The following is a 24,555-nucleotide window of genomic DNA, read 5'->3' as shown; positions in this document are numbered from 1 at the left end:
GGCCACTGTCGGAGCAACCTGTGCAGCGATTGTTTTTGAAAGAAACTGGAGCAACACGATGAATCGCTTTGAAACCCTGAACGTCAACCTTGAAAACTCCGTCGCCACGATCAGCCTAAATCGACCGAAAGCCATGAACGCTATCAGCCAAACCATGCGGCGCGAAATGATTCAGGCCCTCGCCGCTGCCGAGGCAAATGCACAAGTTCGTGTCATCGTTATTCGCGCCAATGGTCGCGGCTTTTGTGCGGGCACAGACTTATCGGAAGGCTTGGCCGGCTACAGCAGCATCGATGAACAAATTCAACAAGAATACAAACCGATATTAATGGCTATTCATCATTCAGCTAAATTGCATATCGCCTCCGTGCAAGGTGCCTGTGTCGGCATTGGCGCCGCGCTGGCCATGGCCTGTGACTTAGTCATCATGGCAGACGACGCTTATCTGTATCTCGCCTTTGCCGGTTTAGGTTTGGTACCAGACGGCGGCATGAGCTTTCACCTAGTTAATGCCTTGGGCTACAAAAAAGCGTTACAGCTATTCGCTGAGGCAGCCAAGCTGCCCGCAAGTGAGTGTGAAAACATGGGTTTAGTAAATAAGGTCGTACCGGTGGCTAGCTTAGAGAGTCAAACCCACATGTGGGCCGAAACACTGGCGCAAGGAGCGCCATTGGCGCAGAAATTTGGCAAAGAAATTATGCGCAAAGTACCGACGTCATCATTTGAACAAACCCTAGATCTCGAATCTAAACGACAAACCACCTGTTCCACCAGTGCCGACAGCCAAGCTGCAATCTTGGCATTCTTCGAGAAAAAAAAGCCGGTATTCTCCGGCCGCTAAATTAATTAATCAGTGATTCCAAACATTTAAAAATCAAAAATACATTTTGCTATCTACCAGCTCGCGCCGCTGATCGATATTAACAAGATCCTTTAGAATGGCCGTGTGGCCCTGCCCTCCTAAAACAATAATTCGTGTGCCTGGTTGAGCAATTTTTTGAATGTTGGCATACATGCGAAAATTCCTATGCCACCAGCTCGCTGCCGCATCTGCACCGGAAAAGTTATCGCCAGCACCAACTTGGTTAGTTAACAAATATAAATTTTTATTTAAGCTATCCTGCTTAGGCTCATTACTCAACCGCAGAAGTTCTGCCAAGCTTAATGTCTTATGATTTTCTGTAGTCTGTTCCGTTATTTCTGCGATAAATTGTTCAAACGCCTGTTTTGCCTCGGCATCTTTTGATTCTAGATCCGAGAATAGCTGATCTGCGTCCCAACCAATCTTGCGTTCGTCATAACAATGAGTTGAATCCAGGCCTGCCAATTTAGCGATTCTAAAGCCCAGCTGATAGTTTTCATTTACCCCCGGCAACTCATCGTCGATTAGAAACTTTTGAAATTGATCATAGTATTCCGTGGTTCTTTCTAAGCTGCATTCTAATAATACATGGGTCGGTTTAAATTCAGCAAAGCGTTTCGATAAAGCAAAAAGGTAGCGTTGATTATCATCGGACATGACGTTTATTTGGTCCGTCTTAACCTTATCAAGACCAGGGTTGGAAAAATGAAATACACCTACCAACATAACCTTTGCGGGCGCCACGTTTTTGGCGACAGCAACCGATGGAAGGCCTACCAACACCAACATGCTTAGCAAAATCTGCGTTAAAAATGTTTTTCGAATCATATATTTCCCTTGTTTACCTTCTACGATGGCCACACGCGATAACATAGCAACAACCCTATAGCTCATCAACACTAAAGACCCCTGCATCCTTGTGTCAATAAAAATCAGAGCCTATACGACAAACGGAAAACACGACAGGACTAAGGTCACCGAACAGCGAGAAATAAGAGAAAAACCAGTAGTAAAATGAAACCGGCGTCGTGTTATTGTTTAGCACGGTCCGAACACCATTAGAAGTACCCATGACATATTCACTAATTAGGCAAAAGAATTTTGACCAATGTAGTGTTAATATCTCGGCTCGTTTACGACCACCTTCACTCTGCCGCTACAGAGACGCGATATGACAAGCAACGCAAACCTTTACGTCCATTTTCAAAAACACTTTCCAACCGACCGCAACAGGGCGTTATTGCGTACGTCGGAAGGGCGCAACGTGAGCTATGGCGAAGCAGAACAAACATCCGCCCGCATTGCCAATAGTCTGCTAAAACTCGGCGCCAAGCCGGGCGACAGAGTCACCGTGCAAGTCAGCAAGTCTGTGGAAAACCTCTGTCTGTACTTGGCCTGTTTACGCGCAGGCTTGGTGTACCATCCACTCAATACTGCCTACACAGCCGCCGAGCTAGGTTATTTCCTCACTGATGCCGAGCCAACCCTCGTGGTGTGCGATAACCAAGCTGTCACCACGCTAACCACGGTGATGCCTAGTGCGAGCGTTAAAGCGCTGCTCACACTCAACGCCGATGGTTCCGGTAGCCTCATGGAAGGTGCAGCCAAAGAGAGCAACACAGCCGGCATTGCCGAACGCGTCGGCACCGATATGGCCGCGCTACTCTATTCATCAGGCACCACGGGTAAGCCCAAAGGCATCATGCTGAGCCACGATAACTTGCGCACCAATGCGCAAACACTGGTGCAGGCTTGGGGCTTTAGCGCCGCCGACCATTTCCTCCACATGCTACCTATTTACCATGTGCACGGTTTATTTGTCGCGCTCAGTTGCGTATTGATGAGCGGCGCCAGCATGGCTTGGCACAGTAGCTTTAGCGATCAAGCAGCAATTACAGCACTACCCGATTGCACCGTCATGATGGGTGTACCAACCTACTACACACGCCTGCTGAATAACCCCGCATTCGATTCAGAAAGTTGCCGTAACATGCGGCTTTTTACGTCCGGCTCAGCGCCCCTGCTAACGGAAACCTTCGTCGCATTCAAAAACCGCACTGGACACAGTATTCTCGAGCGCTATGGCATGACAGAAACGGGCATGAATACATCCAACCCGCTAAACGGTGAACGTCGCGCGGGTACTGTAGGGCCAGCATTACCTGGCGTCACCTTGCGCGTTGTCGACGATGCAGGAAACATTCTAACCAACGGCGACATTGGCAATATACAGGTGCAGGGTGCCAACGTCTTTGCCGGCTATTGGCGCATGCCGGAGAAAACCGCCGAAGATTTCACCGCCGATGGCTTTTTCAATACGGGCGACAAGGGGTTCATCGACGCCAATGGCTACCTATCGATCGTCGGCAGAGCGAAGGATTTAATTATTTGCGGCGGCTTAAATGTCTACCCGAAAGAAGTAGAATTGGTCATCGATGACATTCCTGGGGTATTGGAATCAGCGGTCATCGGCGTTGCACACACGGACTTCGGCGAGGCGGTTGTGGCCGTGATAGTCGCCGACGGAAAGGCGCCGAGCGCGGAGCAGGTCATTCAACATTGCAAAACTCAACTTGCCAATTTCAAAGTGCCAAAGCGCGTTGAGATCGTGACAGCCCTACCGCGCAACGCCATGGGCAAGGTTCAAAAGAATCTCTTGCGCGAAAAATTCCCCGTCTAGATCCCTCGCTCGATAACGAGACCACTCTCCTTCTGGTAGTGGTCAGTTTTTATCAGTTCACGCACGCCGTTTACCCTTCGCGGATCCATTACAATAAAAAAATATATCCAATCACTATTAATAGAACAGTTTAAAAATTTTGCTGAATCTAGTCTTAAATTACACATTAAGTACTAGTGCGTTTTTTGATAAAAAGGTCTAGTATGTTGGCCTCATATTTTTCTGAATAACCACGTTATCGAGATAAACAAACGTTAGGACATTTGCTTTATCTCAACGCAATTGAAAGGTTTGGCTAGGATAGCCATACAATGAATCGGGGAAGGTCTTCCGAGTAAGGGCAGATTTCCTCAGTAACGTTGCAAAGAGCGCTAGCTTTTCGGCTCTAGGCACCCCACTGGTCAATGGATGGACAGTGAAATGGAAAATGTCGTCACCCTTAATTTAGCCGCCTCCAGTACACATCAGCTCAGTATTGGCGATTCAGCTTTACCAAATCTACCTACAGCTCGGAGCTTTTTGCTACTGCTCTATTTCACCCAGCACAAGGGTCAAGCCCTGTGTCGAGATTTAGCGGCTGAAGCACTCTGGCCGGAAGTCAAAATAGATACCGCAAGAACACGGCTTCGCTCAGAACTTTGGCGTTTAAAGCAGTGGTTCGACCTACATTGTTTTAATATTTCACCCTTCCTCATTTGCGATAGAAAGCAATTGATAGTAGCCGATTGCTTTCCGGTAAGGTCCGACACCGAAGCGCTGCACAATATCGCAGACACCCTTTATAGAAACTCACTCGACGTAAACTTGAAGGATATTCGACAAGACATTTATCGGCTGCTAGACAGATTTGAAAATGGCGTGCTAACGAGTCATTTTAACGAATGGGCAGAAACAGAAAAATTTCATGTGCAAAACTCTCTTCGCCAGTGCCGCGAGTTTCTATTTCATCAGCTGTGTAAAAAAAGCGAATGGCGCGAGGCCATTATTCACGGTCAGGCGTTAATAGAGAAAGAACCACTTGATGAATATTTGCACGCGGAACTTATGCGTTGCTATATCGCATTGGAGTGCAGAGGCCTCGCGGTGCGCCAGTATTCCGAGTGCCAAAAGGTATTGCGGGAAGAGTTAGGCATTACACCATCCACATCCATCGAACGACTATACCGATCGCTTTTAAGCCAAAACATTCAGCCTGGATTTATCGCCAGCCTTAGCACCGCAAGCTTTAACAGGCCGGCGTTATCATCCTGAAGAAATCTGCCGTAGTCGAAATAATACATCCCATATGTTAGAAAAACGGGCTGCACGTTACGCTATAGCAAGTGCGTAATGTGCAGCTTTCTACAACCCTGAATGACGACTCAGCACCGAGGTGACCCAAGCACTAGCGCGCAATGCAGCAGAGCTGCTGTTTTGCTGTTCGCGATGGGCAACGCCACGGTTAACACTGTAACCCGATGGCACATGGCGCACTAAGCTTGACCCAACACTTCGCACATAGTTTTCCACTAACTTAGTCCACGTTTCCAATATCTGCGCTCGCATACCGATGGGCCCTTCCAACGCTTGAAAGACAGGATGGGAATAGCGCTCGAACGCCGCTGTTTCAACAAAGTGTAAACCGTTGGGTAAGCGGCCCACTGTCCACGAGCGATAGCCCGCTAAGAAATGGCGTCGGTTAATATCGGCAGAAATATTGGCAAAGATTGAACCCAAGCCCGGGATGTGACTCACCCCCATGTCGATCATATAATCACCGCGCGACCAAAATTGGCGTTCTAAGGTAGTAGCAACGAAATTCCCGCTCTTCTTTTCGACGCTTACCCATTCGTCGTGCACTAAACCGGCTGGATTATTAAGCACAAATTGAATAGTAATATCGCTGCCCACGCGACACGAAGGCGCGGTTGCCGTAGCGATATTTCCAGGTGAAAAAATACGTGGAAAGTTTCGATAAAAAGCATCCAGCGAGGGGCCAATGGCAAAGCCCGCTGGCGGGTTAAAAAAACCAATGTGGTTATTGACGTGATAAGGCCCCACACCATCGCTCACGGGCGTGAGTTTATTGAAGCGACAGCGACCAAAGCCCGCGCGCGGCATTAATATTTCGGCATATTCGTCCGGCATCGTTTGATCAGAGGCGCCAGCTTCACTGTCTTGAGCAGGTGCAGTGAGATCATCCGTGTTATAGGACATTAACGGTTGAGTGGATGTAATATTTTCCTGATGTTGAGCTTCCATGACTGTGCTCCAAAGCTTGTAGCAAATTTAAGCAATAAGGCTGCGGTTACATTCAGCCGTGATGTGCCGAACGATATGGCGTATGGCCACCGGATCGTTGGCAAGGCCACCATGGGTTACGGTGCGAAGGTCTTCGCGCAAAATTCCCGACGTTCGGTTGGCGGCGCCACTGCCTGAAAAAGTTGGCACTGTGCCATCGCCACGGTTAGCTGCCGCCGACCCCGCACGCTCGAGCGAACCATTTCGAGTAATGCGCACATTCACTTCGGTATCCACTTGGCTAGAATAGAGCAGCACTGATTGACGCGGTATGTAAGTACCTAACCGAGTGTCTAACGCATTGCGCACGCCAAGAAAGGCCGCACTGCCATTAATGCCGGTAAAACGATTGGTGTAGAGACGGTGCGCGTCTGAGGCATCGGGAATGCCCGCACGCGCCCTATCAAAACTCGCCCACGATGGGTTCGCACGGCAAAACGCATTGGTAGGCAACAGCTCATACACGGAAGGCATGCGTCGCACTAAACGTGCCAGCGCACTGCTCGCAATCCCACTGAAGAATTCACTATGACCAGGCTCAGTCGGTGACGGTAAATCGATATCACTGAAGATCGCGTCTTCAGTTGTAAGCGCATTGAAATCATCGGCCGCATCAAAAGATTGGCGCAAGATACGATAAGCCTTGGTCGCGCCGTGAACAGGGCTGCCCAATAGTATTAATTTTTGCACGCGATCAACCGCAGGTGCGCCGCCAATTGTACTAAACCGGCAGGCAATTCGCGCCACTACGCCACCCATGCTGTGAGCCACTAAAATTACCCGACGCGCCCGTGTTTCCGCTAACGCTTGCTCCATCACACGCACCAAGCGGCGAGCGGATACTATATTAGATTGGCGCCAATCGTAGCCGGCGCAATATATTTTTACCGGTTCGCCGCACGTTTCGGCTAGCGCACCACTGGTTAGCCGCGTCACTAAATTGCTATAGCCCATACCCCACACGAGATGGCCGGCATTCACCACACCTCTGCCACGCAACAGTCGCTCAACCGCCGGCGCTGCACGCGGGTTGGGCTCAGCGCTTTTGCTTAAATCGATTAGGCTGAACAAGCCACGGATGTTATTCAAGCTCGCCTCTTCATCTGGGTCCCAGATGGAGCGGCCCGAGGAATTCACTAAACGCGTGCCTAGAATGCCAGGCACAATAATTATTGGCATCACCATGATGCACCCTCCCTGTTAATGTACACGCCACTTTATGTTTAAAAATAATCATAAACGTTGGCGTAACAACGTATCCCGCCACCGTTTTGGTAGCACCCTTTGCACCCGTTGCGGCGCTGCCGCTGGGTGCGCTAACTCTAACAACTGTGTTTTTTTTGCGTCCGCCACAGCGGTGATCAACGCCACACTACTAAGGCCTTCACTCGGCCGCTGGCGCAACCAAATATCGCCCACCTGCACGTCTTCACGCATAGGGTCTACTTGCAACCATCCCTGTTGCTCTAAGATCGTTGCGCTCATGGCATGGCGAAAAACCACGCCTGCCAAGTCAATGAGCAGAGATTCTTGATGCAGTGATTGCTGTTCATTACTTTCATTTGACATTGCGTTTTCAGGCAGAGTGTTTTGAGTGATTGAATCAAATGCGTCGCAAGATCTATCAGCACACTCAAGCCCATCAACAGGTTCACGCTGCAAACATTTAGCCGGAAGATCCTGGCGCCAGCGTCTAGCGACATGTACAGCTTCGGCAATATCCAACATGCCAAAGCCGTGCCGGTGAATGGTTTCTGCTTCCGTCAATAACCGCTGTGGCGGCCGTAAACTGTTGAACAGCAGCGCTCGTAATTCGGTAATGGGTAACGCCACCTGCTGGGCCTGCGTCGCTTCAAACATCAGCGCAATGGTGCCCGCCACATGAGGCGCGGCCATACTGGTTCCGCTCTTGCGCGTAACGCCGCCACTGCCACCCACCTCATCGTTAGGTGGCGCAGAGCGCGCGGCGGCGATGCGCGAACCAGGCGCACTTAATTCAGGTTTGATGCGGCCATCGCGCGTGGGCCCAGCACTGGAATAGGCGCCAATGGGCAGTTCCTTTCGATGCGGATCAAAGGCGCCAACGGTAATACTATAAAGGCCATTACACAGTGTGCCCGTGGTGTGTGAACCTCGGCCTTGCTCGCGCGAAAAACGTGGCCGCGGGCCGCGGTCGCGTTCAATCCACGCGTGAAAACGGCCATCTTCAATACGCTCACCGGTAAGCCGAATTTTCCAATCGCCACCGGGGGCATTGGGGTAGAAAAACACATCAACTAAACGATCGTGATTTCCCTGGCCCCGTGCAACATGATAAATACGCCCAACTTTTCGGCCGTTAACTTTGAGCTCGCGCTGTTCGCCCACGGCCGAGCGCGCAATCAGCTGACCCTGCGGATCAATAATCTCTATCAAGAAGCGATCGCTACTTTCATAATAAATTTCTAATTCACTGCTGGTAGGATCACCCTCGGGAACCGTCACATCGAGGCTATAACTTTGGCCTTGTTTTACCCGCCCTAAGGCGTGCGCACGCGCGCCAAAATAATTGCCTGCACTGTTAACCACGGCGCGGTTATCGTGCAACCAAACCGCGCGATCAATACCCGCTTCAACACAGGTGCTACCATCGTGCGGGCCACCGTGTGCGCCCACACTCATGTTGATAACGCAGGGCCGATCACCGGCGAGAGAAAAAACATAATCCAGCGCTTCAAGTACCGATGCCGAATCACCTAAATTTTCGCGGCCCAAAATATCGGCCGTACGCGCCAGATGAACAAACACTAAATCGGCCTCTGGCGCCACACCACTCATGCTGCCCCCCAAACCATTTCCCGCGGCAATATCCATCACATGCGTACCGTGAGTTCCCTGCCAGCGATTACCCGCGCGCGCCGTATCGGCGTCACCGGGGTGGTATTTGAGTGCTGCGTAAGGGCGACCAGATGCCAGCGCGCGATCAATCATTTCAGTATTAATAATGCGTCCGTAACCCCAGCGATTTCCCGGCCCACTAGCGCCGCCGCGTTGGTCCCACACACCGAGTAAACGGCTACTGCCATCTTCGTGCCGAAAACCTGGATAGGCCACATCAATGCCCCAGTCGAGCACACCCACCACAACCCTAGCGCCCGTTTCTGCCACACCGGCGGGCCGACGGGTGTAATCAGTTGTTGAATCCGTTAAGGTAAATTCCGCGCTATCAGCCGAACCCGTGTCACGATTTGGGTCAAACATTTGCCGCGCAATTTCCAGCTCCAAAACGTCCGGCAATGCAGCAAAGCTTTCTAGTGCTCGCCGCCGCACGCGCAAGGTGGCAATATCGCCAAAACGCGTGACCACACGCACGTCGCCACCGAGCGAGGCCGGCAGCTTTAAGCTATCGTCGAGCCGAGCAATCAGCGCCAACTCATCGTCAGCCGCCCCTTCCAGGGCAGCTTCCATGAGCGCTGGGCCATAATCCAAAAGCTCGTTGCGATTCATCGCCTTGGCCTCGGTTACTTAGTGCTAGATCCAGAAGACGAGGAAGAGCCCGTCTTGCTGTGCTTAGCCTGCAATAGTTTTACCGCCTCCTCTAACTGCTCTATCCGGTCCTCCAGTGCCGCTGTCGATTCAACCGATGCCGGCACATAGTTGAGCATGCGTTCCTTCACGCCCTCGCGCGGCGCCGTTTCCAATAAACGCACATCAATTGCCGCCACCCAATTCAAGGCCGCCGCAAACATCGCGCTTTCATAGCCGTCGGTTTTGTCACCCACCAGAGTGCGCACAGCCACAGCCGTTAATCTGGCATCGGCGCGCACCGCAGCAGCAGCCGTGCGAATTGTGCTGCTAACTTCTTCGTCGTTAGCATCTCGATTACGCTCGGCATTGGAGATAGCCGCGGCCAATATTTTGAGCTGATCTAACGCGTTTTCATCGAGCGTGGCACCGATAACATTTTCAGGGTTTTCTTTGGCCTCTTTGACAATCTCTAAGGCCTTACCCGCATCGACCACCGATAGTGCGGCAGCGATAGCACGCAGGGTTTTAGAGCGCAGAGGCGTGGTGCTCCGGCTTGAAGAAAAATTATTGCCGGCGATAACAAAAGGCACCTTGAAACTAACCGGCTTTTTAATGTCTTTAGCCGTTGCATTACGACTGGCCGGCGCATTGCGAAAATTAATGGGAATAGTAAATGGCATTGTAAACTCCTCGCGCTGATGTACAGCGCACGGTTAAAGATCGGCGCACTGATTGGAACACCGGATACGGCTCCCAATCAGAACCTTCGCGCACATTAAGGCATTAGGGTTTAGGCGCTAATATGCCGCCTAGAATTCCAGGGTTATTGAGTAATAAACCAATACCACCAATCACGGCTGGGTTACCCAGAGCGCCTTTCGTGTCACCTAACATGCCGGTTTTTATCAATCCCTTAAGAATTGACGCCAAGTTTATTTCCATACCGTTATCGGTCATGGTAATGCTATCGGCAAACTCTAAAGCACCATCCAAACTCATTTGTTTATTGAGCTTACCAATGCCCTTGGTTTGCAGGTGATTAACGCGCAGGTTTTTGCGCGAGCGCGCGTCGACATCGCGAATTTTTCGGTCGTGAACAATGTCTTTGCGTTTCAGTGCCACCAGCGCTTGGCTAACCTTTGGATTGATACAGCAACCGGCTTTCTTTTTTGACTTAGGCCTAGGTATAAAATTAACCATGGGCCGCGTTGGGCGGCGAGCGCGCCTGCGTCTACGCTTACCAAACAAACGCTCATCGTAATCTTCAGCGTCTTCGTCTAGCTCTTCGCCTTCGTTGGCGTCCATAAGGGCCTCGTAAAGTTCATCCAAGGCATCTTCGTTGTCGTCCTCAAAATCGTCGTAGTCGTCGTAAAAATCTTCGTACTCGTCAAGTCCTTCAACGGCGAGAAGATCATCATAATTGTCGCGTTCCATAGTGTTATCCTCGTGAATCAGCAGTGAATGAATCAGGTATCAGGCGCAAACGCCTTACCCTATTGGCGTTGACCCGCACAACCGCGGGCGCAACCAATGCGTTATAAAGATCAGGGTCTGGCCGGCCACTACCGGCTCCACCCTGACCTTCACACTCGGGACAGGCGTCGTCCGCGCCCCAACACTCAGCGCACGCACCCAAGGCCGCCGCCAAGTTCTCGTTTATATTGCGCAACTCAGAAAGCTCCTGCTCAAGCGCGTCAACATCGGCTTGCTCATCCTCAGGTTCACTCTCATTAAATTCTGCATCGCTAACATCGCCAGAAGCTGTACTACCCAACCAGTGATCAAATACCGCCAGTAAGGCCGGAGGCAGATTGAGTTGTGCGCCTAAACCGTGAACCAACTGCGAGCCTGCCGGCGTGCGCGCCAACTCGATGAGTGCCTGCTGAGTCGCTGGGTTGATCAATGAAAACAACATGGCTGGATCAAAACCAGATTGCGCTTGGCTATAGCGATTCATGCGCTCGTCCTCGACTGTTGGCGGTTGCTACAAGCGCAACTCGCGCGCGGAAAAAGATCGTTAAAGAGCAGTTGGGCGCGCGCCGCGTCATCCGCTAAATCACAACGCGCCTCGCCCTGCTGATCAAAGTAATAACGCTGGCGGGAGGCCCGAATCGGCGCTGCCTCCTCAGCTGCGCGGGTCGCAAACTCGGCCAAGGCGTTGGCAAATGCCGCACTGGGCACCGACGTCGCGCCCACAGGGACCTGGCCGCGATTTAGCAAAAGTGCCAACAGGGCCTGCATGGTTTCGGGCCGAGACAACAGCATCAACAATTGTGCAACAGCCGGTGAACTCATCCCCGCAGCAGCCGGCGCAGCGGTTATTGTCGGTGCCGGTGCAACCGGCTGTGGCGGTAACTGTGGGGGTTGAGGTTGTGGAGATATTTGCGGTTGTGGCTGAGCCACGGGTCTTGGCGCCGGCGCCGGGCGACGAGCGGGTGCAGCAGTAGGCGCTGGCGACGGCGTCGTCAACGCACCGGCAGTGCCACCTATCAATGCCCCAGCCAATGCGCCATATGGCCCCGCCGCCATGCCGGTAGCTGCACCAGACGCCGCGCCAACCAACGCACGTTGTGCCACCGGCGCCGCCTGGCGGGCAAAACGCTGTAAGCCGCGCATAAAGTCTTCAACTTCCAAGGGGTCAGCGCCGGGAAAACGCTCTGTTAATACGTCACGCAATTGCGCATCATCCAACGATGCTCGCTCGCGCCCCATAGCACGGCGCACCGCGGGGAAACGTGTATTGGTATAACGGCCAAGATTCGTCTGCATCGTGCTCACCCATCAATATCCTATCGATGTAGCCACACTAACCCGCCTCAATCTCGCAGCCGTTGCCAAACCGTGTAGGGCGCATCTAACAGGCGCCACCAGTACGTATCTTTTGCGTCACAAGCGCGTATAACGGCAATAAATTCGTGGGGGATACAGTATTGGGGTGAGCTATACGCCATAACAGCCCGGACTCAATGGCCAGGGTTTCGGCGCACAACGACCTTAAACCTTACGCCAGCGTTGAGCATCACCGTTCGACAGGCGGCTAAGGCACACTGCGTAACCGTTGCGCAAAGGCAGCCATAAAAATTAAGGAAAAAGAGAAAGAGAAATCACTAAAGCAGTAAGAACACAAAACGCCGACTCCCACACAGCCGGCATCTATCGGTTGTTCAACACCAAGCCCGCAGGCTGCGCCAATTTGCGCTCAAGTAATCTAACTGTTCACGCTGCAACTCGTGCCCAGCCAAATACATAAATTCAAATCGGTTAGGCGTAAAAGGTACCGCCAGCAGTGGCATATTGGCCTGCTCCGGTGTGCGACAGCCTTTAACCGCATTGCAACGTTTACAGGCAGCGACCACATTGCTCCAACGATCGAGACCGCCTTGACCTCGAGGAATCACGTGATCGCGGGTAAGCTGCAGCCGAGGTAAGTACTGCCCACAATATTGGCATTGACTGTTATCGGGTTTAAACAGCATGCGATTGCTCAACGCAGGTATAAAGTGCGCTTCGCGTAAACGCTCATTGGTGGCGATGATAGCGGGCACATCCAATAAAGACTGACAGCCAGATTTATCTCGCCCGCCGCGCAGAGTAACGACGGGCCCAGCAGCCCAAAGTACACGCCCCTTAGACATCAATGTCGCTGCCGACTCCACAGACAACCAAGAAGACGGCAGCCCTAGCTGGCCAAGCTGTAAGATAGCCATTGCCAAGCCCTCCTATTTTATTTTTTTACCGCGACATCCGTTTCCCCAATAATCACATGGGTGGCACGGATTTGATGTCGCCTTCATTCGTTAACGGCTGTGTGCAGTGCCCGCCTCTACCCGCAGATACTGGCGTGCGCTGAACAGCTTGTAGCCCTGTGCCAGCAAAAAATCACCCAACACTTTTGACGCACGCAGATTCGGTTCCAGAATACTTACCTGCGCAGGTAATCGATTGCGTTCAGCGGCCCAGTGCAGCAACTCCAGGCCAGTTTCCCGGCCGGGAATTTCATAGGCAATTAGCAACCGCGCGACCGGCCTTTCCTGTAACACCCGCTTCACATCGCGCAGCGAATAACAAAGTTGATCGTTGATTCGTATCGTTTGTTTATTAATGATGATATCCATAAGAGTTATGTCTTAATGAGTCGCGCAGCGATGTTCAGCTGCGCTAACGCGCAATCACACCTAGTGACTGCTAGCTTTAATGTCCAAAAGTTAATGTTTATCGGTTAGCTCGGTACACCGGCAGTCCATGATCAGACCCCACTGACCAACCGGTCTTATTGCAGCGCGCCGCGTGCAAAAGCCTGCCCAGCAAGTAGCAGCGTTAACGTCATCCTTTGACGTTAACCACTTGCCTCAGTGTATGTACGACCTCAACCAAATCCGTTTGATTAGCCATAACCTCATCGATCGGTTTATAAGCCATGGGGATCTCATCAATCACCGCCTTATCTTTTCGACACTCGATGCCCTGAGTTGCGAGTGCCAAATCATCAACGGTAAACTGCTTCGCCGCTGCGGTTCGACTCAAGCGCCGCCCGGCACCATGGGAGCAAGAACAAAAACTATCGGGATTACCCTTACCGCGCACTATGTAGCTTTTGTCGCCCATAGAACCAGGAATAATACCCAAGTCAGTTGCGCGCGCTCGAATGGCACCCTTTCGAGTCACCCAAACGTTCTTGCCAAAGTGCTGTTCCATTTCCACATAATTGTGATGACAGTTAATAGCCTCTTGGGTAACCACAAAGGGCGGTAACTGCCGGCGCAATACATCTAATACCGCATCCATCATCGCCGCGCGATTTAACCGCGCATACTCTTGGCCCCAAGTAACAGCCTCAATATAGTCCTGATAGTGATCCGAACCCTCGGTCAAATAGGCCAAGTCTTTATCTGGCAAGTTAATCATCCAGCGCTCCATGTCTCGTTTGGCCAACTGAATAAAATACATACCGATTTTATTGCCAATACCACGGCTGCCTGAATGTAACATCACCCAAACCGCGTCCTCCTCATCCAAACACAATTCGATAAAGTGGTTGCCCGAACCCAGCGTGCCAATTTGACGGGCATAGGTATCTGGCTTAATCATTTTGGCCAAGGTTTTATGCTTTTCAAAAATCGCACTTAAGCCCATGGCGATGGCATCGCCGCCGCGAATCTGTGCAGTCTTATGCTTGCCGCCTGCGCCTAAGGGTACCGAGCGCTCGATAGCGTTTCGAATTGCCTTTAAATTATCTGGCAAATCTGACGCGCGCAGCGACAAACGCAGGGCATTCATACCACAGCCAATATCCACACCCACGGCGGCGGGAATAATCGCTTTTTCTGTTGCTATCACCGAGCCAACCGTAGCGCCTTTACCTAAGTGCACGTCTGGCATAGCCGCCACATGCGAATGGACAAACGGTAAATTTGCCACCCGGCTCAACTGCGCCTGCGCTTTGTAATCCACATCGTCGGTCCAAATTTTCACTGGCAGCCGTTGATCTTTGTGCGCTGCCAACACCTGTTGAATAGGCATATACGCCACTCCTTTTTTAGGATTATCTTTACCGAGAGCTAAAACTATCGAGCCATCTTGCCGACATAGAATTCAGAAATTTAAACTCGATGCGCTGCTCTACATTCCATTAACACAGCCTTAGAATTCAAGCCGTATTCAACCCTGCCTATATATTTCGCGCGGTAAAAACGCCGCACTCATGGTATTGGTCGGTGTGGAGGGACTTGACCCCCCGACCCTCTGGTCCCAAACCAGATGCGCTACCAAGCTGCGCTACACACCGACGTTGGAGCATGGCGTCGCATCGAGCCGACTCGCGTCTACGAGCGCGGGATTTGCAATCCCATGCATGAGCACGCTGCCAGCCATGCTTAAATGCATACTCCTAATTAGCTACATCTCTAATTAGCTACATCTAATTGCCTACCCCTGCTGAATTTCATGTTGGCTTCGAACCAACCATGCCTAAATCAAAGTCAGGTGTGGCCCCACACACCCAGGGGTAGTTTTTTTGGTACCTCGCCCCGGCGTCGAACCGGGAACCTCTGGTATCTAAAACCAGCGCCTCTGCCAATTGGGCTAGCGAGGTAAATTCACCTTTTCAACCTAGCTTTTCGAGCACTACAGACTGCCTGGCTCGACGCAATTCACCTGCAAGTTGCAATCAGATCGCATATAGCTGCCCTTACCTTTTTCCGGCCACTGTTCTTGCAATCGAAACGGCGGACGGCCCTTTATCGCCAACATTCGGTTGCGATAGCGATGACGCTTCTGTTTCATCGTTAAATTCCTCTATCCATGTTCATGTAAATATTCATATAAACCATTATTGTCTCCATCAATAACAGCTTTCTATTACCGTTAAAAATAAAGAACGGGTACCGTTTAGGTGGGCACCTCACCAGCACGCCTAAAAAATCAGCAAAAAAAATCCCCAGCTGGCTAACCAACTGGGGATTTCAGGAAAACCTAAATCCAGTTGGCGATTAGCCAACCGGTAAAGGATGACTAAAACGAAAAAACGAAACGCTTACTCAACACATGGTCATTACAATACAACTGACATGCCTTCGAACCGAGTTCTAGCTCAAACACCGGCAGCAACGAAGCAGGTGCGTTTTCCTGCACACCTCTCGCTTGCCCTTGCGCTGTTAAATTCATACTCATGTCAGTAAACCTTAATATTTATTGCTGCACATTCGGGAGAGTTCTGCGCAGCAGGCACTGACCTGTACTGCGTGAACGTTTTATAGAATAGCCAAAATAAAAAATCTATGTCAACACTATTTTTTAGACAAAAGAAATCGGATTTTTTTATCAATACAGTAACAATAGGCGTAAAAAATCCTTTCGCTAATAATACGCAAAATACATACAAAGGGAGGCTATCAAGCTGCGAGGCACATTCCTCACTGCTAAGTCCGGTTATAGATTTTCAAGTTTCTTATTCCAAATTCATCTTCATAAAATCAGTCTCTACATCCACGTTTAAACAAATACACCTATTTTTCCCATAAAAAAACCCGGAGGTTTGCTCCGGGTTCATTCAAAGAATTCGATTCGGAGCGCTCGCGCCCTCCGATAATGAGAAACGCGTTACTGGTTTACAACCTCTTTGCCATAGGCAAAGCAGGCGCATCCCGGGCGGGTTGGCTGGCTGAGCATGGTGGGTAAACTGTAATTCACGGTTAATCCTCTTTTAAGTGGCGCGGAGTTTAGCACTATCTATTTGCTAAGTCTTGATTAGATTTTTGGCTGTTTCACCATTGACGACCACGTTTGCTAAGCAGCGGCGCTAAAAGTCTAACTATCTATCAACGGCAAAGCCATGAGAATACCTCATACCCCACACAGCTTACGCACAGCAGGTTATAATGCGAACCCTGTTGGCTATGGTACCGGCCCAGAACCTAACACCTGCACCAGAACTAAGAAAAGTGTGCAACAGACGAGAACAACCAATGCGACGTTTTTCATTCTCCCTACTATTGATGCTGGTAGGTTGCGCCACACAAAACCAATACACACCCGTAACACCGCAAACTGAACTAGGCCAACCGAAATTCCCGGCGCTGCAAGTGGTTAACGAACATCCAAGCATGGCCATGTACCAAGCGTGCGAGGCATTCGACACAGAATCCCTGATGCATCACTGCCGATCGAACCGTATTGGCGCAACAGACATGCAACTGGCGTTTCAAAAAAGCCAGCGCTTCGAGTTGCATCAAGATACTCGCTACTCGCCTGACTACACACTGCATGTGGCCACCGCGCAATACCTCGAAGAAAACATAGAGGGTTTGGGTAACGCGGTGGTATCTGGCCTCTCTCTGATGTTGATTCCCATGCACCAAGCCTTCGTGCTTAAGGCCGAAGCGACACTGCGCTGGCGTGGTATCCCCTTAGAGCTAATTACCATTGAGACACCATTCACCCAAAGCCTTACCCTAGTCAACAACACGACAGACCCACACAGCCAAATGGCCGAGGCGATCAGTGCTGCACTGCTAGAACAGCTCGAGGCGAAAGATGCTTTCAGCGTACAATTTCTGGCGCAAAGAATAGGTACATCAGATTATGACAACGCCTTAATCGTGCCAAGCCAAGTTGGCAATTATCAACTTGATCAACGGGCCTGGCACCGCCATCCGCTACAAGGCGCCTTAGTCACATATATTGACAAGGATTTTCAGTTCGATCAGTTCTCGCTGGCTATCTATCCCATCAAATCCACAGACTGGCAACATGTAAAAGCAACACTCGACAAGGAGGCAAATTCGCTACAGAAAGATATGTCACTTGAAGCGCGCCAACAAAACGTCGAGCTGCGCTTCAGCGACATTAAGCGCCTAGTCTGGCCAGTAAACGGTAAAGCGCTCGATGTTTATCACATGTCTGCAGCTCATCAAACTGAAGCCGGAGAACCCTTACAAACGCGAATCTATCTGTTTCTTAAAGAGGACAAGGTGGTGGTGTCTAGCAGCACACTGGCGGGAGAAAATGCACCTATACAAGCCTTTGAAGCTGCCACTCAACAACTCGCCCGCGACATACAAGTGCCTGCCGAGTCGCTGTTCATGGCCAAATTACGTAAACATTGGCGAACCACTAACGACAAAAACGATTAACCAACAGCGTGTCTATTATTCTGTTTGAAAGGCTAGCGGGCCGGTGATTAACAACCGACGCAACTTTCCAACGCACCACCATCCCAGAAAATGTTTTTACCGCTAAGTTGACGGTAAATCCCAATAGGGTATGTCGCCAAAATAGTCAGCAAAGTAATCGATAAAGGCGCGCACTTTCGGCGCCAGTAAACGCGAACTGGGGTACACAGCCCAAATCGCCGTCTCCCTTGCCAAAGGAAAATCTTCCAACACCGGCACTAATTCCCCGCGCGCCAAATGCTGATAGACGCTCCAAGTCGCATTAATGGAAATTCCTAGGCCGCTGATGCAAGCATCCCGCATAGCCTCGCCGTTGTCGGTGCGAAATGCACCCCCGGTTTTTATCACCACAGGGCCTCTAGGTGTAGACAACTGCCAATTTTCTAAGCCAAGTAAATTTATGCATTGGTGCGCCAATAAGTCCTCCGGTGTAACCGGCTGCCCGTGTTGCGCAAGGTAGCTTGGCGACGCGCACAAAATACGTTTGTCCGGTGCCATTTTGCGAGCGATGAGCGTGGAATCTCTGAGTTCAGCATTGCGAATAGCGACATCAAAGCCGCCTTCCACCAAATCGACGATGCTATCTGATAATTTGAAATCCACGTTCAAATCAGGATAACGGGCTAAAAAGCTCGGCAACGCCGGCACCAAATGCATGCGACCAAAAGACGCCGGAGCCGCTACCCGCAAGGTTCCCTGTGGCGATAACTGGCCCGCACCCACCGCCGCCCGCGCCGCTTCAACACTCGCCAACACATCCTCCGCGTGCGGTAAAAAGGCCAGCCCCTCCTCGGTGAGCGACACCTTGCGCGTGGTTCGGTGCAGCAACCGCACACCTAAGCTGTGCTCTAACTTGCCCACATAACTGCTGGCGACCGCCGGCGAAAGCCCCAAGGCCTGCCCTGCCGAACTGATGTTTTGAGTGTAAGCCAAGCGTACAAACAGCCTTACGTGGTCAATATTCATCCAATTATCAACAAAATATATAAAGTGATTAGCCCTAAAACTCTATTATCAATACATAAACATGTAAATACACTGGCTACATCAAATGCACTATTCGCTTAACCAATGCAACTTACCAAGGAGCAAGCAGATGAAAGCCATGATCGTTCGCAGCTATGGCGGCCCAGAAGTTTTTGAAGCCGCCGATATTGCCAAGCCCGGCCTAAAGGCCGGCCACGTATTAGTAAGGGTTCAGGCCACCAGCGTTAATACTGTCGACACCATGATTCGGCAAATGGGTAACGACCTGCCCTTATCGCCCGCACTACCCGCACTCCTAGGTATGGACTTCGCCGGTAGGGTAGAAGCCGTTGGCGACGGTGTTACCGAATACAGTGTTGGCGACGAAGTTTATGGTTGCGCTGGTGGCCTAGCGGATTTACCTGGCGCATTGGCCGAATACATCTTGGCGGATGCAAAACTAATTGCGCGCAAACCCAAGAACCTCTCCATGCGCGAAGCAGCAGCGCTGCCGCTGGTGGGTATCACCGCTTATGAAGGCCTGCAGAGAGCAGGCATCAGCAAAGGACAAAAAGTATTAGTGCACGGCGGTTCAGGCGGTGTTGGTCACGTCGCACTGCAGCTAGCAAACTATTTCGGCGCTGAAGTTTTCGCCACCGGTGGCGGCGAAAAACAATTGGCACTTATCGAAACGCTGGGCGCAAAAAGTATCAACTACAAAACCGAAGCGGTGGCCGACTATGTGGCCAAGCACACCAAGGGCGCCGGTTTTGATCTCGTATTTGACTCTGTTGGCGGCGCCAACATGACCCACTCGTTTGACGCTGCAGCACTGAATGGACAAGTCGCATCAACAGTGTCTATGGTGGAATTAGACCTCACTGTGGCGCACTTTAAAGGCTTATCACTGCACGTGGTGTTCATGCTCATTCCCATGCTGCACAACCATAAGCGCGAACAACACAGCCACATTTTACGCGAGCTCGCAAAAATAGTTGAAGCCGGAAAGTTACGCCCGATTCTAGACGAAAACCGGTTCACCTTAGAGCAAGTGGGTGCAGCACACGCTCGCCTCAGCAGCGGCGCAGGCATGGGCAAAGTTGTTATAGATGTGTAAGGCTTAACAAAATATTTTCAGCATTAAAGCTCCACAGTGGAGCTTTAATGCTGGGGTTGTTAAGTTAAACACAAACAGGGCGCAATTGATTAGCGTACATAAGCGTTTTATCAAGCTATAGGTATACTGGACTCAACTTCCGCGCTCGAATTAACCAGCAGCGAGTTAAACCCGGCGCCTAAATATCACCTTACAACGGAGCTAATATCATGCAAGCTAACACGGCTCAGAAAACCATTCTGATTACAGGGGCCACCGATGGCATTGGCTTAGCCACAGCCAACAAACTGGTCGCTATGGGGCACGAGGTTCTCTTACACGGGCGCAATCAAGAAAAATTAAACACTGTTGCACAATCACTCAAACAGCTACACCGCAATGCAAAAGTGGATACATTCGTTGCCGACCTGTCAGAGCTGAATGAAGTCAACTCACTGGCCGACGCGATATCCACTCGATATAAAAACCTGGATATACTCATCAATAATGCCGGCGTCTTAAAAACACCAAATACGCGCACGGCCGCCGGCTTGGATGTACGTTTTGTGGTAAACACGCTGGCACCCTATCAACTCACACGACGGCTGCTACCCCTATTAGGCGAACAAGCACGCATTATTAATCTATCCTCCGCCGCTCAAGCCCCTGTCAATATCAGCGCGCTAAACGGTGAATTACCCCTTGAAGACATGGAGGCCTATGCGCAAAGTAAACTCGCCATTACCCTCTGGTCACAACACCTAGCGACAGAATTCAACGCAAAGGGTCCAGCCATTATTGCGGTAAACCCCGGCTCACTGTTGGCCAGCAAGATGGTAAAAGAAGGGTTTGGCATTGCCGGTAACGACATTAATATCGGCGCCAACATTCTAATAGACGCGGCGTTAGATGAATCTTTTGCGACAGCCTCTGGCAAATATTACGACAACGATGCAAAGCGCTTTGCCACGCCACAACACGACGCCGACAACCCAGTCAAAATAAAGGAACTTATTCGAGCTATCGAGGCAATCTTGGCAAGCGTTTAACGGTGCTGCGCGGACATCATACTCAGCTTAATCGACAATCCGGCAACTAGCGATGAAGGTCCTACTGCCCTGTTCATCACTAGCTGGTACCTTTGGTCGAGACAGCAAGCTCTTTAATAAAAGCCTCGCTATCAATCATCAGAAAAAGATAGCGTAAACCACAATACTACCCACGAATATCATTTGCGCCAGAAAGACTAAGACAAAAGCAATACCGCCTTTACTGGTTTCATCCATGGCGTACAGCAGCGGTTTAAGTGCGAGTAAAAATACGATGACACCAGCACCTAAACTCCACCAATAGTAACCCGTGTAAAAAGGCAATATCGCTAAACCCAATAACAGCAGGAGTGCAGCAAGCATGGTGCCGTCTTTGTGTCGGGCCATCAATACGCTCACCGATATAAACAGACCGTAAGCCCACCATAACCAAGCCGGAAAAAGGGTAACCACACGTTCAAGCAATGGTGCATCCGCCGTGGTCAATTCGGTGACAGATGATTCAACTGTACTCGCCAACGGCCCTTGGTGCAGAAAAATTAAATAACCAATGCCCACCAGCAAGGCGATGCCTGGGCCCATTAATTTTTGCAGCTCTAAGCTGTGATCAAGGAAACCGAACCGATTAAGGCCATAAACAGCGCAACAGCCAAGCGCCCACAAGGCCATAAAACCGGAAAAATTCAACCAAAATGCTTGCGGATAAAAGAAAACCAAAAACGGTGATAACATCAGCACGGCATCGATTGCCGGCTCTTTATTATCGAGTCGATCAAGCTTCTGAAAATCTTCAAGCGGTTCAAGATGTTCGCCACTTGAGTCATCGTCGCGACACTGGCTACTTACAGCGCTCTCGTCGCCTACAACAGATGGCTCAGCCTCTAACGCGCGCCTATAGGCGCGCGAATCAGCTATAAGCGCCGCCACAATGGCGGCGGCGACACACAGGTAAGTATAAATGATCGACATTATTGCTCGTTATAACGCCCAGCACGCAGCACCAACTCAGATACCGCTTTGTGCATACGAATAAAAATAGTACGAATTAAGTTCAAGGTAATGTTAGTTGTTTCAGTAATAACAATGCCAATTAATTGCGCTAGTCGTTTAATCAAACGCATCACCCAGTGAGAAACGGTCTTGCCGAATTCATAGGCGCGCTGCATTAAAATCGCCAATCTATCGAGAATGGTAAAGGCCGTACTACCGGTCATCACCAGCGAAATACCGGCCAGTTCAGCAACCTTTTTAACCACCCACATTACCGCATCGCCAGCGAGTTGCGCTGTACTTAAAGTGAGGCTGATAACGCCATCAGCCTCCAGCCACTGCTCTACACTGCGAGTAAGATTTGGCCTTGGACGCAATCTACGCAGCGCATCCCAGTTACCTTTAGTTTCACCCGCTGAAATAGATTTTATGTAATTGCCCATCTTGTGATAAGCAGCCGGGTTAAGCGCTAAACCAGAGTTCAACAAAATATCGCCAGGGCCACCGTCGGGTACATGCATGAACGGCCAAGTGGGCACCATAGGCACTGGATCAGTCTTATGATATACCCGAAAAATATTGTCCCGCCCTAAACGGCGCGCTGAGCCTTCGGCAAAAAACTGCAAACCAACCCGTGGGCTACCAAAGGTGTAGAGCTTGGTTCTACGGCTCGAAACTTTGCGTAAATAATCTGCAACTAAAGTCGCTAAAGCACCACCTAAACTGTGACCAACACAGTGAATGGTGTGAATTGACGGTGGTAGTGACTTTATAAAACTATCTAAATCAGGTAGAAAGGATTGAAAGGTATAATAAAAACCTTGATGAACCTCACCGCCTGTCACAAAACGTTTAATGCCCGCATTAAGGTCAGTTAACGCATCAAAACCACTTGCTGTACCTTTAAGGGCAACAATAGCGTGGCCTTCATATTCATTAATCCCACAGGCTGCAACTCCCATGGTGTGCTCGCTCTTTAAAAAAAGAAACGCACCAGTTTTCCCCTTTAGGGATTCACCTTCTGACATTAAAAAGTCATTTTTATAGATCTTTTTAAAAGTCTCACGTAACAATGTGGATTTCACATCATAAACATCTGAAGCCAAATTAGCCGCATAAGCTGGAGCAAGATTTTCCATTTTCTATTCCCATGTACATTTTGTAAAAAAGGCCGAGCCAAAATCTCGGTATAATTTCTCTTCGTTATTGAGATCACAATATAGGTTCAGTGGCTTGCCGCCCAACTCCGAATTTTTAGCAGAATCTCGTTTCGAATTAGACCAAACCTCTATTTCATCCCCATCAACAATAACAGCGATTTGCTGTGCCACCACAAACTCTGCTGGCAACACCTGCACCACGGTGCGCCGACGAACTTCTGGAAAGCTAACCTTACCTTCGCCATCGGTGATTGATTCATCCTGCTCTAAGGTTGAATGCTCCCAGCGTCGAACGACCTTGGCGCCAACCACGGGCTCGCCATCTCGATAAATTTTCATTGAAAGAGGGGAAAAGAAATAGGCCTTACCGGCATCCAACATAGACATAGGGGCTCCACTTTGAGAACAAGCTAATGAGGAAAAAGCAATTAGCGTGATGAGATAGATATTTCGAATTGATTTCACAAGGCGACCTTAGTGTTTTACCAACAGTGCACGCAGCAACTTGGCTAGGTTCAGGCTAACGTAAATTTTGTATCTGGCAAGCTTAAAGCAGATCGCAGCGCCTAAAGAGCGCCAACAGCTGGTATGTAATAATGTGACGTTTGGCAAGACCGCTCCTTAGTCTAGTGCGCAACATGGACGCCTGAGAGACGCGTCTAAATTGAATCAGACGATTCTATAGGGCTTCGACCATTTGTCGATGAAAAATTGCCAAAAAACACCCCGAACGGCACCAAAGTACCAGAAAAAATGACCGGGTAGAACGCGCCTAAAACAGCAGGTTACAGAGAGGCAAAGCGCGCACGTCTATTGAATCTAGACAGCCCAATAAAGGAAGTCACTAGCAGATCGTTAATCGCAGATATTAACGTGATGCCTGTCACATTGACTGCCTCAACTAGAAGACATGCCGCACAATTTCGTTTACCGCGGAAAGGTTAAATTTGCAGCGCAGATCGACAATACATGATGTATTTTTCAGCTGCCTCTCAAGAGTACAAAATCGATCGAATGTTACCCGCCGCTTAAGGCTTGAAACACAAACACGGTATCGCTTTCGCTTACGCGATCAGTCAGGCCGTTGCGATCGATTAACAATGTATTGTTGACGCACAGGTTCACATGCCGGCGCAAGCGCCCCTGCTCGTCTAACACATAGTCGCAAAAACCCGGCACTTGCCGCTCAACGGCCGCAAGCACCTCGGCGACGGAATCGCCCGGTACGGACAGCCGAGCATCTTCCAATTGGGGAAAGAAACGGTGCAGATGGCGAGTCACTTCCACGCGAGCCAT

23 protein-coding genes and 2 tRNA genes are annotated in these 24,555 nt (G+C 50.3%); 6 read left to right on the top strand and 19 right to left on the bottom strand.

Annotation, left to right across the window (positions count from 1 at the left end; all coding sequences use genetic code 11):
- The first annotated feature begins 58 nt into the window (after positions 1-58).
- Positions 59-841, top strand: a complete 783-nt coding sequence (locus ACGHTT_RS04255) for an enoyl-CoA hydratase/isomerase family protein (protein ID WP_390593723.1) — start codon at positions 59-61, stop codon at positions 839-841.
- A gap of 33 nt (positions 842-874) precedes the next feature.
- Here the strand turns inward: ACGHTT_RS04255 and ACGHTT_RS04250 are convergent, their stop codons facing one another.
- On the bottom strand, positions 875-1,756 hold the full coding sequence (locus ACGHTT_RS04250; protein ID WP_390594976.1) for a DUF5694 domain-containing protein: 882 nt from the start codon (positions 1,754-1,756) through the stop codon (positions 875-877).
- A 277-nt stretch (positions 1,757-2,033) separates the two neighbouring features.
- Here ACGHTT_RS04250 and ACGHTT_RS04245 point away from each other — a divergent pair, with 277 nt between their 5' ends.
- A complete protein-coding gene (locus tag ACGHTT_RS04245; RefSeq protein WP_390593721.1) occupies positions 2,034-3,542 on the top strand; it encodes a malonyl-CoA synthase in 1,509 nt (502 codons plus the stop codon).
- Positions 3,543-3,962: 420 nt separating this feature from the next.
- The gene (locus ACGHTT_RS04240; protein WP_390593720.1) at positions 3,963-4,793 is read left to right on the top strand and encodes a BTAD domain-containing putative transcriptional regulator; all 831 of its coding nucleotides are present in this window, start codon (positions 3,963-3,965) and stop codon (positions 4,791-4,793) included.
- Positions 4,794-4,883: 90 nt separating this feature from the next.
- Here ACGHTT_RS04240 and ACGHTT_RS04235 read toward each other — a convergent pair whose 3' ends face one another.
- From ACGHTT_RS04235 to ACGHTT_RS04175, 13 genes are all read right to left on the bottom strand, one after another.
- Complete coding sequence (locus tag ACGHTT_RS04235) at positions 4,884-5,783, bottom strand: hypothetical protein (protein WP_390593718.1); 900 nt, start codon at positions 5,781-5,783, stop codon at positions 4,884-4,886.
- A 27-nt stretch (positions 5,784-5,810) separates the two neighbouring features.
- Positions 5,811-7,007 (bottom strand): esterase/lipase family protein, encoded by a 1,197-nt coding sequence (locus ACGHTT_RS04230; protein WP_390593717.1) that lies wholly within the window; start codon positions 7,005-7,007, stop codon positions 5,811-5,813.
- Positions 7,008-7,055: 48 nt separating this feature from the next.
- A complete protein-coding gene (locus ACGHTT_RS04225) occupies positions 7,056-9,308 on the bottom strand; it encodes a S8 family serine peptidase (RefSeq protein WP_390593716.1) in 2,253 nt (750 codons plus the stop codon).
- 14 nt (positions 9,309-9,322) lie between these two features.
- On the bottom strand, positions 9,323-10,009 hold the full coding sequence (locus ACGHTT_RS04220; RefSeq protein ID WP_390593715.1) for a hypothetical protein: 687 nt from the start codon (positions 10,007-10,009) through the stop codon (positions 9,323-9,325).
- 103 nt (positions 10,010-10,112) lie between these two features.
- Entirely contained in the window at positions 10,113-10,763 is a 651-nt protein-coding gene (locus ACGHTT_RS04215; protein ID WP_390593714.1) for a hypothetical protein, read from the bottom strand.
- Between the two features lie 4 nt (positions 10,764-10,767).
- On the bottom strand, positions 10,768-11,286 hold the full coding sequence (locus ACGHTT_RS04210) for a hypothetical protein (RefSeq protein ID WP_390593713.1): 519 nt from the start codon (positions 11,284-11,286) through the stop codon (positions 10,768-10,770).
- Positions 11,283-12,098: a hypothetical protein gene (locus ACGHTT_RS04205; protein ID WP_390593712.1), complete on the bottom strand. Its 816-nt coding sequence runs from the start codon at positions 12,096-12,098 to the stop codon at positions 11,283-11,285. The genes ACGHTT_RS04210 and ACGHTT_RS04205 overlap by 4 nt, the downstream gene beginning before the upstream one ends.
- A gap of 395 nt (positions 12,099-12,493) precedes the next feature.
- Positions 12,494-13,036 (bottom strand): HNH endonuclease, encoded by a 543-nt coding sequence (locus ACGHTT_RS04200; RefSeq protein ID WP_390593711.1) that lies wholly within the window; start codon positions 13,034-13,036, stop codon positions 12,494-12,496.
- A 90-nt stretch (positions 13,037-13,126) separates the two neighbouring features.
- The gene (locus ACGHTT_RS04195; RefSeq protein WP_390593710.1) at positions 13,127-13,444 is read right to left on the bottom strand and encodes a hypothetical protein; all 318 of its coding nucleotides are present in this window, start codon (positions 13,442-13,444) and stop codon (positions 13,127-13,129) included.
- Between the two features lie 208 nt (positions 13,445-13,652).
- Positions 13,653-14,849, bottom strand: a complete 1,197-nt coding sequence (locus ACGHTT_RS04190) for an RtcB family protein (RefSeq protein WP_390593709.1) — start codon at positions 14,847-14,849, stop codon at positions 13,653-13,655.
- Between the two features lie 188 nt (positions 14,850-15,037).
- Positions 15,038-15,114: transfer RNA gene (locus tag ACGHTT_RS04185), tRNA-Pro, on the bottom strand.
- A gap of 229 nt (positions 15,115-15,343) precedes the next feature.
- Positions 15,344-15,420, bottom strand: a tRNA-Leu gene (locus tag ACGHTT_RS04180).
- A 32-nt stretch (positions 15,421-15,452) separates the two neighbouring features.
- A complete protein-coding gene (locus tag ACGHTT_RS04175; RefSeq protein WP_390593708.1) occupies positions 15,453-15,611 on the bottom strand; it encodes a hypothetical protein in 159 nt (52 codons plus the stop codon).
- A 1,181-nt stretch (positions 15,612-16,792) separates the two neighbouring features.
- Here ACGHTT_RS04175 and ACGHTT_RS04170 point away from each other — a divergent pair.
- Entirely contained in the window at positions 16,793-17,959 is a 1,167-nt protein-coding gene (locus ACGHTT_RS04170; RefSeq protein WP_390593707.1) for a hypothetical protein, read from the top strand.
- 102 nt (positions 17,960-18,061) lie between these two features.
- Here the strand turns inward: ACGHTT_RS04170 and ACGHTT_RS04165 are convergent, their stop codons facing one another.
- Positions 18,062-18,964: a LysR family transcriptional regulator gene (locus ACGHTT_RS04165; protein WP_390593706.1), complete on the bottom strand. Its 903-nt coding sequence runs from the start codon at positions 18,962-18,964 to the stop codon at positions 18,062-18,064.
- A gap of 130 nt (positions 18,965-19,094) precedes the next feature.
- Between ACGHTT_RS04165 and ACGHTT_RS04160 the strand changes: the two genes are divergently transcribed.
- Positions 19,095-20,081, top strand: a complete 987-nt coding sequence (locus ACGHTT_RS04160) for a zinc-dependent alcohol dehydrogenase family protein (RefSeq protein WP_390593705.1) — start codon at positions 19,095-19,097, stop codon at positions 20,079-20,081.
- Positions 20,082-20,290: 209 nt separating this feature from the next.
- Positions 20,291-21,109: an SDR family NAD(P)-dependent oxidoreductase gene (locus tag ACGHTT_RS04155; RefSeq protein WP_390593704.1), complete on the top strand. Its 819-nt coding sequence runs from the start codon at positions 20,291-20,293 to the stop codon at positions 21,107-21,109.
- 138 nt (positions 21,110-21,247) lie between these two features.
- On the opposite strand, the gene ACGHTT_RS04150 is transcribed toward ACGHTT_RS04155, so the two are convergent.
- The 4 genes from ACGHTT_RS04150 to ACGHTT_RS04135 all read right to left on the bottom strand — a co-directional run bounded on the left by ACGHTT_RS04150 (position 21,248) and on the right by ACGHTT_RS04135 (position 24,555).
- Positions 21,248-22,078, bottom strand: coding sequence for a hypothetical protein (locus tag ACGHTT_RS04150; protein WP_390593703.1), 831 nt, complete (start codon positions 22,076-22,078; stop codon positions 21,248-21,250).
- On the bottom strand, positions 22,078-23,238 hold the full coding sequence (locus ACGHTT_RS04145) for a lipase family protein (RefSeq protein ID WP_390593702.1): 1,161 nt from the start codon (positions 23,236-23,238) through the stop codon (positions 22,078-22,080). The genes ACGHTT_RS04150 and ACGHTT_RS04145 overlap by 1 nt, the downstream gene beginning before the upstream one ends.
- A 3-nt stretch (positions 23,239-23,241) precedes the next feature.
- Complete coding sequence (locus ACGHTT_RS04140) at positions 23,242-23,646, bottom strand: DUF6795 domain-containing protein (RefSeq protein ID WP_390593701.1); 405 nt, start codon at positions 23,644-23,646, stop codon at positions 23,242-23,244.
- A gap of 630 nt (positions 23,647-24,276) precedes the next feature.
- Positions 24,277-24,555, bottom strand: a complete 279-nt coding sequence (locus tag ACGHTT_RS04135; RefSeq protein ID WP_390593699.1) for a MoaD/ThiS family protein — start codon at positions 24,553-24,555, stop codon at positions 24,277-24,279.

The sequence above is a fragment of the Simiduia litorea genome (assembly GCF_042853465.1).
In the GTDB taxonomy this organism is placed as follows: Bacteria; Pseudomonadota; Gammaproteobacteria; order Pseudomonadales; family Cellvibrionaceae; genus Simiduia; species Simiduia litorea.
The sequence above is the reverse complement of the archived record's forward strand: the minus strand, read 5'-3'. Positions and strand labels throughout refer to the sequence as shown.

Coding starts and splice junctions, on each gene's coding strand:
- ACGHTT_RS04255 (WP_390593723.1), top strand. CDS start 59: ATGAATCGCTTTGAAACCCTGAACGTCAACCTTGAAAACTCCGTCGCC.
- ACGHTT_RS04250 (WP_390594976.1), bottom strand. CDS start 1,756: ATGAGCTATAGGGTTGTTGCTATGTTATCGCGTGTGGCCATCGTAGAA.
- ACGHTT_RS04245 (WP_390593721.1), top strand. CDS start 2,034: ATGACAAGCAACGCAAACCTTTACGTCCATTTTCAAAAACACTTTCCA.
- ACGHTT_RS04240 (WP_390593720.1), top strand. CDS start 3,963: ATGGAAAATGTCGTCACCCTTAATTTAGCCGCCTCCAGTACACATCAG.
- ACGHTT_RS04235 (WP_390593718.1), bottom strand. CDS start 5,783: ATGGAAGCTCAACATCAGGAAAATATTACATCCACTCAACCGTTAATG.
- ACGHTT_RS04230 (WP_390593717.1), bottom strand. CDS start 7,007: ATGGTGATGCCAATAATTATTGTGCCTGGCATTCTAGGCACGCGTTTA.
- ACGHTT_RS04225 (WP_390593716.1), bottom strand. CDS start 9,308: ATGAATCGCAACGAGCTTTTGGATTATGGCCCAGCGCTCATGGAAGCT.
- ACGHTT_RS04220 (WP_390593715.1), bottom strand. CDS start 10,009: ATGCCATTTACTATTCCCATTAATTTTCGCAATGCGCCGGCCAGTCGT.
- ACGHTT_RS04215 (WP_390593714.1), bottom strand. CDS start 10,763: ATGGAACGCGACAATTATGATGATCTTCTCGCCGTTGAAGGACTTGAC.
- ACGHTT_RS04210 (WP_390593713.1), bottom strand. CDS start 11,286: ATGAATCGCTATAGCCAAGCGCAATCTGGTTTTGATCCAGCCATGTTG.
- ACGHTT_RS04205 (WP_390593712.1), bottom strand. CDS start 12,098: ATGCAGACGAATCTTGGCCGTTATACCAATACACGTTTCCCCGCGGTG.
- ACGHTT_RS04200 (WP_390593711.1), bottom strand. CDS start 13,036: ATGGCTATCTTACAGCTTGGCCAGCTAGGGCTGCCGTCTTCTTGGTTG.
- ACGHTT_RS04195 (WP_390593710.1), bottom strand. CDS start 13,444: ATGGATATCATCATTAATAAACAAACGATACGAATCAACGATCAACTT.
- ACGHTT_RS04190 (WP_390593709.1), bottom strand. CDS start 14,849: ATGCCTATTCAACAGGTGTTGGCAGCGCACAAAGATCAACGGCTGCCA.
- ACGHTT_RS04175 (WP_390593708.1), bottom strand. CDS start 15,611: ATGAAACAGAAGCGTCATCGCTATCGCAACCGAATGTTGGCGATAAAG.
- ACGHTT_RS04170 (WP_390593707.1), top strand. CDS start 16,793: ATGCGACGTTTTTCATTCTCCCTACTATTGATGCTGGTAGGTTGCGCC.
- ACGHTT_RS04165 (WP_390593706.1), bottom strand. CDS start 18,964: ATGAATATTGACCACGTAAGGCTGTTTGTACGCTTGGCTTACACTCAA.
- ACGHTT_RS04160 (WP_390593705.1), top strand. CDS start 19,095: ATGAAAGCCATGATCGTTCGCAGCTATGGCGGCCCAGAAGTTTTTGAA.
- ACGHTT_RS04155 (WP_390593704.1), top strand. CDS start 20,291: ATGCAAGCTAACACGGCTCAGAAAACCATTCTGATTACAGGGGCCACC.
- ACGHTT_RS04150 (WP_390593703.1), bottom strand. CDS start 22,078: ATGTCGATCATTTATACTTACCTGTGTGTCGCCGCCGCCATTGTGGCG.
- ACGHTT_RS04145 (WP_390593702.1), bottom strand. CDS start 23,238: ATGGAAAATCTTGCTCCAGCTTATGCGGCTAATTTGGCTTCAGATGTT.
- ACGHTT_RS04140 (WP_390593701.1), bottom strand. CDS start 23,646: ATGTCTATGTTGGATGCCGGTAAGGCCTATTTCTTTTCCCCTCTTTCA.
- ACGHTT_RS04135 (WP_390593699.1), bottom strand. CDS start 24,555: ATGGCTCGCGTGGAAGTGACTCGCCATCTGCACCGTTTCTTTCCCCAA.